Genomic DNA, 1,504 nt, shown 5'->3' with positions numbered 1-1,504 from the left:
TGAGTCTGAATATCAAACCGTGTAAATGCCAATAATAACCACAAACAAAAGTGGAGGTAAAGTATTATGGCAAACAGGAATCATGGTTTAAGCGAAAAAGAAATGGAACTTGTTCAGCTTCTTATAGCAGATTGTGAAACAACAGGAGATATTCAGGCAAAGCTGAAAAAGTTGTTTGCAGGAACGATAGAGCAGATGCTTGAAGCTGAGATGGACGAGCATCTCGGTTATGCGAAAAATTCTGTTCTCGGCAACAATTCCGGTAACAGCAGAAACGGCTATGGTAAAAAAACCATAACCAGCGATTACGGCGAATGCGAAATATCCGTACCCCGTGACCGCAACGGTGAATTTGAACCTAAAGTTATCGAAAAAAGACAGACTCACACGGACGAAATTGAGCAGAAGATCATGGCAATGTACGCAAAGGGAATGTCCCAGCGTGACATCGAAGATACCCTCAAAGAGATTTATGGTGCTGAAATATCTCAGGGACTTGTTTCACGAATAACCGACAAAATTCTTCCTGAGGTAAATGAATGGCAAAACCGTCCTCTCGACAAAATTTACCCCGTAGTTTTCTTCGACGGGATAGTTTTCAACTCCAGAAAAGACAATAAAATCATCAGCAAATGTGTGTACTCCGTTCTCGGAATCAATATGGAAGGACAAAAAGAAATCCTTGGCACTTGGATATCCGAAAATGAGTCTGCCAGCTTCTATGCAAGCATATGCTCAGACCTCAGAAACCGCGGTGTTACGGACATTTTTATCGCTTGTCACGATAATCTGACAGGACTTTGTGATGCAATAAATGCCATATTTCCAAAGACAAAAAATCAGCTTTGCATTGTTCATCAAATAAGAAACAGCTGCAAATTTGTGCCATACAAGGACAGAAAAGCAGTGTGTGCAGACCTTAAGAAAATCTATGGCGCAGTCAATCTTGACGACGCTGAATACGCTAAAGAAGAGTTCCGTGAGAAGTGGAACAAGAAGTACCCTAACATTTTGAAATCATGGGATAAGAATTGGTCGGAATTAACCACTTTCTTTGAATATCCGCAGGAGATCAGGAAGATAATATATACGACAAATGCAGTTGAGAGTTACCACAGAATGGTTAGGAAATTTACTAAATCCAAGGCAGTATTTCCGACAGATGATTCTATCAGAAAAGTCATTTTTATGAGTGTAAAAGAGATATCCAAGAAGTGGACCATGCCCGTTCGGGATTGGGGACTTGCGTACTCACAGTTCGCAATTTTCTTCGAGGACAGGTTTGCAGCCTGACGGCTGTTGAGGGCTCTGCCCTCAAACTCCCGAGGTTTATCCGCTTGAAAGATACTGGTGAAAAGAAAAGCAGCGACAATGCGCTGCTCCTCACCGTATATCTTTACAGCCTGCGTCGGGTCGCTCCTCAGCGTTGCCTTGTTTGGCTGCAATTTTAGTATGTCAAAATTTTTGTGGGAAATTCATTTACACAGTTTATTTTTCATACCCA

General features: G+C 41.6%; 1 protein-coding gene. It reads left to right on the top strand.

Annotated features, from left to right (window positions below; genetic code table 11):
* The first annotated feature begins 102 nt into the window (after positions 1 to 102).
* The gene (locus DW015_RS13225; RefSeq protein WP_242993310.1) at positions 103 to 1,293 is read left to right on the top strand and encodes an IS256 family transposase; all 1,191 of its coding nucleotides are present in this window, start codon (positions 103 to 105) and stop codon (positions 1,291 to 1,293) included.
* Positions 1,294 to 1,504 lie beyond the last annotated feature (211 nt).

Origin of the sequence: Ruminococcus sp. AF37-20, from assembly GCF_003460465.1 — a bacterium.
Lineage (GTDB): Bacteria > Bacillota > Clostridia > Oscillospirales > Ruminococcaceae > Hominimerdicola > Hominimerdicola aceti.
This window is presented reverse-complemented; position numbering and strand designations above follow the sequence as displayed.

Coding starts and splice junctions, on each gene's coding strand:
- DW015_RS13225 (WP_242993310.1), top strand. CDS start 103: ATGGAACTTGTTCAGCTTCTTATAGCAGATTGTGAAACAACAGGAGAT.